Annotated in this window: 8 protein-coding genes; 7 read left to right on the forward strand and 1 reads right to left on the reverse strand. The window is 73.3% G+C overall.

Annotated features, from left to right (window positions below; translation table 11 throughout):
* Window positions 1-284 precede the first annotated feature (284 nt).
* From alr to tsaD, 7 genes are all read left to right on the forward strand, one after another.
* Window positions 285-1,409 carry an alanine racemase gene (gene alr / locus E1289_RS35290; protein ID WP_131988137.1) on the forward strand — a complete coding sequence of 375 codons (1,125 nt, stop codon included), beginning with the start codon at window positions 285-287 and terminating at the stop codon, window positions 1,407-1,409.
* Between the two features lie 9 nt (window positions 1,410-1,418).
* Window positions 1,419-2,486, forward strand: a complete 1,068-nt coding sequence (locus E1289_RS35295) for an alpha/beta hydrolase (RefSeq protein ID WP_131988139.1) — start codon at window positions 1,419-1,421, stop codon at window positions 2,484-2,486.
* A gap of 35 nt (window positions 2,487-2,521) precedes the next feature.
* Complete coding sequence (gene tsaE, locus E1289_RS35300) at window positions 2,522-2,953, forward strand: tRNA (adenosine(37)-N6)-threonylcarbamoyltransferase complex ATPase subunit type 1 TsaE (RefSeq protein WP_131988147.1); 432 nt, start codon at window positions 2,522-2,524, stop codon at window positions 2,951-2,953.
* A gap of 130 nt (window positions 2,954-3,083) precedes the next feature.
* Complete coding sequence (locus E1289_RS38670) at window positions 3,084-4,319, forward strand: hypothetical protein (RefSeq protein ID WP_165970755.1); 1,236 nt, start codon at window positions 3,084-3,086, stop codon at window positions 4,317-4,319.
* A 67-nt stretch (window positions 4,320-4,386) separates the two neighbouring features.
* Window positions 4,387-5,067 carry a tRNA (adenosine(37)-N6)-threonylcarbamoyltransferase complex dimerization subunit type 1 TsaB gene (gene tsaB, locus E1289_RS35315; RefSeq protein ID WP_131988143.1) on the forward strand — a complete coding sequence of 227 codons (681 nt, stop codon included), beginning with the start codon at window positions 4,387-4,389 and terminating at the stop codon, window positions 5,065-5,067.
* Window positions 5,068-5,087: 20 nt separating this feature from the next.
* On the forward strand, window positions 5,088-5,558 hold the full coding sequence (gene rimI / locus E1289_RS35320) for a ribosomal protein S18-alanine N-acetyltransferase (protein WP_131988151.1): 471 nt from the start codon (window positions 5,088-5,090) through the stop codon (window positions 5,556-5,558).
* Entirely contained in the window at window positions 5,558-6,589 is a 1,032-nt protein-coding gene (gene tsaD / locus E1289_RS35325; RefSeq protein WP_131988153.1) for a tRNA (adenosine(37)-N6)-threonylcarbamoyltransferase complex transferase subunit TsaD, read from the forward strand. The genes rimI and tsaD overlap by 1 nt, the downstream gene beginning before the upstream one ends.
* Here tsaD and E1289_RS35330 read toward each other — a convergent pair.
* The coding region (locus tag E1289_RS35330; RefSeq protein ID WP_131988145.1) for an aminoglycoside phosphotransferase family protein at window positions 6,586-7,156 on the reverse strand (571 nt) is incomplete at its 5' end. The genes tsaD and E1289_RS35330 overlap by 4 nt on opposite strands.

Raw genomic sequence — 7,156 nt, forward strand, 5'->3', positions numbered from 1 at the left:
GCCCCGAAGCCCCCATCAGCGCCCACGACGTGATCAATGCCCTTCCGGAGGCGTTCCGCCGCAGCGCGCAGGGCGTCGCCAGCCGGTTCTAGCCCGCGGGTTCTCGGCGCCCGTCCCGGCGGCGGCCGGCGGGGGCGCCTTTCCGGAGCGTTTCTGAACCGCTGGTCGGGCATTTACGTCTTATCGGACAGAGGGCGTCGAGGGGGCGTCCGGATACGGGCCGGAATGGCCTTGAGCTGGGCCATGACGCTCCGGTACGGCCCCGAGGACGGCAGACTGGTGTTATGAGGGTTCCGGCGGAGGCGCGCGTCGATCTCGACGCCATCGGCGACAACATCGGCCTGCTGCGCGAGCGCGCGGGGGGCGCCGAGGTCATGGCCATGGTGAAGGCCGAGGCGTACGGGCACGGGCTGGTCGAGGCCGCCGGGGCGGCGCTCGCGGGCGGGGCCTCCTGGCTCGGCGTCGCGAAGCTGGCCGAGGCGCTGCGGCTGCGCGCCGCGGGTATCACCGTCCGGACGCTGGTCGCCATCGGCGTCCCCGGCGAGCCCTTCGAGGACGCCGTCGCGCGGGACGTCGACCTGACCGTCGGCGCGGTATGGCTGCTGGACGAGATCGTCCGGGCGGCGGAACGGGCGGGGCGGCCCGCCCGGATCCACCTCAAGGCCGACACGGGCATGTCCCGCGGCGGGGTGCGCGGCCGGGACTGGGAGGCCCTCGTGGACGCGGCCCTGAAGGCCGAGGCGGAGGGGCAGGTGCGGGTCGCCGGGGTCATGTCGCACTTCGCCTGCGCGGACGAGCCGGGCCACCCCTCGATCGCGGCGCAGCTCGGCGCGTTCACCGAGATGCTCGGCTACGCGGAGCAGGCCGGCGCGCGGTTCGAGGTCCGGCACATGGCGAACTCGGCGGCCGCGCTGACGCTGCCCGAGGCGCGGTTCGACCTCGTCCGGCCGGGGATCGCCACCTACGGGCTGACGCCCGTCCCGGCGGCCGGCACGTTCGGGCTGCGGCCCGCGATGACGCTCGTGGCGGCCGCGGCGCTGGTCAAGCGGGTCCCGGCGGGCAGCGGAGTGTCATACGGTCACACGTACCACACCGAACGGGACACGACCCTCGCCGTCGTCCCCGCGGGGTACGGGGACGGAATCCCCCGGCACGGGTCCAATCTGCTGCAGGTCCTCGCGGGCGGGCGGCGCCGGACGATCGCCGGGCGGGTCTGCATGGACCAGTTCGTCATCGACCTCGGCGGCGACACGCTGGCGGCGGGGGACGAGATCGTCCTGTTCGGTCCGGGCGACCGGGGTGAGCCGACCGCCCAGGAGTGGGCGGAGGCACTGGGGACGATCTCCTACGAGATCGTCACCCGCATCGGGTCCCGGGTACCGAGGACGTACCCGGGAGGGGGGCGGTAGGGGGCGCGTATGGACAGCAGGATCGGGCGCAGGCTCGGCGTCGCGGGTGCCGTCGCGGGTGCCGGTGTCGGAGCCGCCGTCGGCCTGCGCCATGCCGTCGTCGGCCGGGTCCGGCTCCGGCCCGACCCCGATGCCGGCGAGCCCTTCGGCGAGCTGCGCGGCCGGGAGATGCTCGTCCGGGCGAGCGACGGGCTCCCGCTGCACGTCGAGGTGGACGGCCCGGCGGACGCCGACCTGACGATCGTGTTCTGCCACGGCTACACCCTGAACCTGCATGCCTGGCACTACCAGCGTCGCGACCTGCAGGGCTCCGTGCGGATGGTCTTCTGGGACCAGCGCAGCCACGGCCGTTCCGGACGGAGCGACCCCCTGAACGCGACGATCGAGCAGACCGGCGACGACCTGTACGCCGTGCTGAAGGCCACGGTCCGCAAGAACCGCCCCGTCGTCCTCGTGGGGCACTCCATGGGCGGAATGTCGATCATGGCGCTGGCGGACCGGTACCCCGAGCTGTTCGACCGGCAGGTCGCGGGGGTCGCGCTGATCAACACGTCCTGCGGTGACCTGGCCGAGATGACGTTGGGGCTGCCGATGGGGCTGGCCAAGGTCGTCCGGCCGCTGGCCCCCCGGACGCTGCGCGGCCTCGGCCGCCGCGCCGAACTGGTGGAACGGGCCCGCGGCCTCGGCTCCGACCTGGCGTTCGTCGTCACGCGGAAGATGGCGTTCGCCGACAAGCACGTCAGCCCCACCGTGGTCGACTTCCTGGAGCAGATGATCAGGGGCACGCCGATCGACGTGATCGCCGAGTTCTACCCGGCGCTGATGGCGCACGACAAGGTCGCCTGCCTCGGCGTCCTCGGCAACGTCCCGACGCTGGTCTTCGCCGGCGGTGCCGACCGGATGACGCCCGCCCCGCACGCCCGCCGCATCGCCGAGGCGCTGCCGGACGCGGAGTTCGTCGAGGTGGCGGACGCCGGGCACGTGCTGCCGCTGGAGTACCCGGGTGTGGTGACCGGCGGCCTGCGCCGGCTCGTCGAGCGCATCCGGCCGAGACACGAGAAGGAGCGCACCGCGTGAATGTGATTTCCCTCACAGTCCCCACCGCCGAGGACATGCGTGACCTGGGCGTTCGCCTGGCCGGGCTGCTCCGTCCCGGCGACCTGGTCGTGCTGACGGGCCGGCTCGGCGCGGGCAAGACGACGCTCACGCAGGGCATCGGCGAGGGACTGAAGGTGCGGGGGCCGATCACGTCCCCCACGTTCGTGATCGCGCGGGTGCACCCCTCGCTGTGCGGCGGCCCTCCGCTCGTCCACGTGGACGCCTACCGGCTGGGCGGTTTCGCGGAGTTGGACGACCTTGATCTCGATGCCTCGCTCGATGAATCGGTGACGATCGTCGAGTGGGGAGAAGGAATCGCGGAGGGCCTTGCCGAGGACCGTCTGGAAGTGATCCTTTCGCGCGGGGAGGGGGCCGGAGAGGAACGCGAAGTAAGGATCGTCGGGGTCGGTGATCGCTGGCCCGACCTGGAACTCGACGCCGGATGACGGGGTCCGGACAACTTCTTCGCTTTTTGCAAGTCTGGATGGACCACTTTTCGGCTAGATGTCGTACTCTTTGCCGGAACGAGCCTCACCTTCGCGACATATTGATTTCCGCAAGCAGGAGTGGGATCCCGTGAGTGGTAGCCATGGCAGCGGTGGTCACCGCGACAGCTACCGCGGTTCGGACGGTGGCCGGGGCGGCGGTTACCGGCGGGACGGCGGTGGGTACGGTGCGGGCCGCGACGAGTACGCGCCGTACCAGGAGCCCCGCGGTTCCGCGGGAACCGGCGGTTACGAGACCGGTGGGTACGCCACCGGCGGTCCCGAGTCCGGTGGATACCAGTCCGGCGGGTATCAGTCCGGTGGGTACCAGTCCGGCGGTGGGTACGGGTCCGAGGGTTACCCGGGCGGCGGCCAGGGCACCGGCGGCTATCGCTCCAGCCCGTCGGGCAGCGGCCCCTACCAGCGGGAGACCGGGCCATACCAGACCCCGAGCGGCAGTGGCCAGTACGGCCGGGACACCGGCGGCCACGACACCGGCGGCTATCGCGGCGACAGCGGCGGCTACCGCACGGAGAGCGGCAGGTACCGCACCGACAGCGGCGGCTACCGGACCGGCAGCGGCTCGTACCGGTCCGGCAGCGGCGGTTACCGGACCGGCAGCCACCGCGTCGTGCGGGAACGCCGCACCGGCCGGCGCCTGGCCGTAGTCCTCGGCGGGGCGGCCGCGGCCGTCGCGGTCTGCGTCCTCGCGGCGTTCGTCGTGCTGAGCGGCGTCGGCGCGAGCGGCGACGACGAGAGCGGCCGGGTCGTCGGCAGCGGCGCCAGCGAGAGCGCCCCGATGTCGAAGGGCGAACGCTCCGCCGTCCCGAACTCCTGCACGATCGTCGGCCAGGACATCATCGACAGGCTGGCGCCCGGGTCCGAGCGGACCGAGGCCGAGACCTACCAGAGCAGCGACCGGCGGAACCAGTGCGTCTGGGGCGCCTACACGGGCAAGAACAAGCGCCAGCTCACCGTCGAACTCCGCGCGATCGAGGCCGCGCGAGGCCAGACCGCCACCGGCACCGCCACCGCCACGTTCACCTCCGAACGCACCGCCGACGAGTCCGGCAAGTCCCTCCTCACCGGCCAGACGCTCACCGAGAAGCGCCGCCTCGACGACGTCGGCGACGACGGCTACCTCGTCTACAGCGTCGACAAGGGGCAGGGGTCCGGCGAGGCGATCGGCAACGTCCGCCTGGGCAACGTCCTCATCACCATCCACTACTCCGGCGGCAACGACGGCGACCCGCTCTCCTCCGGCGCCGCCACCGACGGCGCCCTGGAGGTGGCCCGCGCCGTCATCCAGGGGCTCGACCAGTCCTGAGCACCTCGGCCGTCCGCTCGTTCAACGGCGGTTCCCCGGCGGGAGGCGGCCTGTAGGCTTACAACCCGTGCTGGTCTTGGCTTTCGATACCGCGACCGCCGCGATCACCGTGGCGCTGTACGAGTGGACCCCGGGTGAGGGCGCGGTGCCGCGTGGTGTGGCCGAGGCGGTCGACCGCCGCAGGCACACCGAACTGCTCACCCCGTCCATCGCGGGCGTGATGGCGGAGGCCGGGGCGGCGCCCGCGGACCTCAGCGCCATCGCCGTCGGGGTGGGGCCGGGCCCGTACACCGGGCTCCGGGTCGGGCTGGTCACCGCACGCTCCATGGGGGACGCGCTCAGCATCCCCGTGCACGGTGCCTGCACCCTGGACATCATCGCGTGGGCCAGCGGGAGGACCGAGCCGTTCGCCGTCGTCACGGACGCGCGGCGCAAGGAGGTCTACTGGGCGCGGTACCACTCGTGCCGCGCGCGCGCCACCGGCCCTGCCGTGGGGGCGCCGTCCGACGTGCTGGACGGGGCGCCCGCCGGGCTCCCCGTCGTCGGCGAGGGCGGCACGCTGTTCCCGGACGTCTTCGGCGAAGGCGCGCACGAGCCGCTGCTGCCCACCGCCACCGCCCTCGCCGAGCTGACCGTCGCGCGCCTGGCCGGGATGAAGGTCCCCGAGCTCCTGCCGCCCGAGCCCCTCTACCTGCGCAGGCCGGACGCCAGGGAGCCCGGGCCGCGCAAGAAGGTGACGCGGGCGTGAGCGGCATCGTCCTGCGGGCCATGACCGGTACGGACCTCCCGGCCATACTCCGGCTGGAGCGGGCGCTGTTCCCGGAGGACGCGTGGAGCGAGGAGATGCTCCGCGAGGAGCTCGCCGAGCAGCCCCGGACGCGGCACTACGTCGTCGCGGAGGCCCCCGGCGGCGACCTCGTCGGCTACGCGGGCCTGGCCGCGGCCGGCGGCCAGGCCGACGTGCAGACCATCGGGGTCCGCGCCGACCAGCGGGGCGGCGGCATCGGCGCCGCGCTGCTCACCGAGCTGCTGGAGGAGGCCGCCCGCCGCAACAGCGAGTCGGTGTTCCTGGAGGTCCGCGCCGACAACGCCGGAGCGCGCCGCCTCTACAAGCGGTTCGGCTTCGACGAGGTCGGCGTCCGCCGGCGTTACTACCAGCCCTCGGACGTGGACGCGATCGTCATGTGCCGCAAGCTCCGCACCCGTCCGCCCATGGGCTTCACCAAGGAGAGCAAGTGATTCGGGACGAGCCGCTGGTGCTCGGCATCGAGACGTCGTGCGACGAGACCGGCGTCGGCATCGTGCGGGGGAACACCCTGCTCGCGGACGCCATCGCGTCCAGCGTCGACCAGCACGCCCGGTTCGGCGGCGTGGTGCCGGAGGTCGCGTCGCGGGCGCACCTGGAGGCGATGGGGCCGACGATCGAGCGGGCGCTGGCCGACGCCGGGATCGCGTTGCCCGACGTCGACGCGTTCGCGGTGACCGCGGGCCCGGGCCTGCCCGGCGCGCTGATGGTCGGGGTGGCCGCGGCCAAGGCGTACGCGCTGTCGCTGGGCAGACCGCTCTACGGCGTCAACCACCTGGCCGCGCACGTCTGCGTCGACCAGCTCGAACACGGTCCGCTGCCGAAGCCGTGCGTGGCGCTGCTGGTGTCCGGCGGCCACTCGTCGCTGCTGCTGGTGCCGGACGTGGCGGGCGACGTCCGGTCCCTCGGCAGCACCGTGGACGACGCGGCCGGCGAGGCGTTCGACAAGGTCGCCCGCGTCCTCGACCTGGGCTTCCCCGGCGGCCCGGTCATCGACCGGATGGCCCGCGACGGCGACGCGGCCGCGATCGCGTTCCCGCGCGGCAAGTACCGCGACGGCACCTACGACTTCTCGTTCTCCGGCCTGAAGACCGCCGTGGCCCGCTGGGTGGAGGCCAAGGAGCGCGCGGGCGAGCCGGTGCCCGTCGCGGACGTCGCGGCGTCCTTCCAGGAGGCCGTGGTGGACGTCCTGACGCAGAAGGCGCTGCAGGTCTGCAAGGACAACGGCGTCCACGACCTGCTCATCGGCGGGGGCGTCGCCGCGAACTCCCGGCTGCGGGCCCTCGCTGCGGAGCGCTGCGAGGCCGCGGGCGTCCGGCTGCGGGTACCGCGCCCGAAGCTCTGCACCGACAACGGCGCGATGGTCGCCGCCCTCGGCTCCGAACTCGCCGCCGCCGGAGCCGCCCCCTCCGAACTCTCCCTCCCGGCGGACTCAAGCCTCCCCATCGAAGCGATCACCCTTTAGCACTGGGCGAGGAGGTGGGCGAGGTAGTTCTCGTAGAGGGGGACGTGGGCCTCGTCCATTACCCCGGTCTCGGCTTCGGGTAGCAGGTCCAGGAGGACGCGGACGTCCCAGTACGGGTCGTGGGGGTAGCCGCCGGAGACCTGGTCGAAGGTGGACAGGAAGCGGTCGGCGACCGGCGGGCCGTAGCGGAGGGTCAGGCCGCGGCGCATCCGGGCGATGTCGACGGCGATCGGCCCGGACGAGGCGTCGGACCAGTCGACCACGCCCGTGAGCCTGCCGTAGCACCACAGCGTGTTGTCGGCGTGGTAGTCGCGGTGGATGAACCGGGCGGGCGCCTCGGGCGCGGGGCGGGCGGCGATGTCGTGGGCGCGTTCCCACAGCTCGGGCCGCACGGCGTGCCGGGGCGGGAGCCGTACGTCGAGCCGGTTGTGCGGGACGTACGGCGGCATGGTGGACGCCCCGTTCAGGGTGTGCAGGGGCAGCAGCGCGGCGGCCAGCTGGATGAGGTATTCGGGCAGGTCGCCGGAGGACGGGTGCGGCGGGTGGCCGGGGAGGAGGGTGATGAGC

The organism is Actinomadura sp. 6K520 (genome assembly GCF_004349245.1).
GTDB lineage: Bacteria > Actinomycetota > Actinomycetes > Streptosporangiales > Streptosporangiaceae > Spirillospora.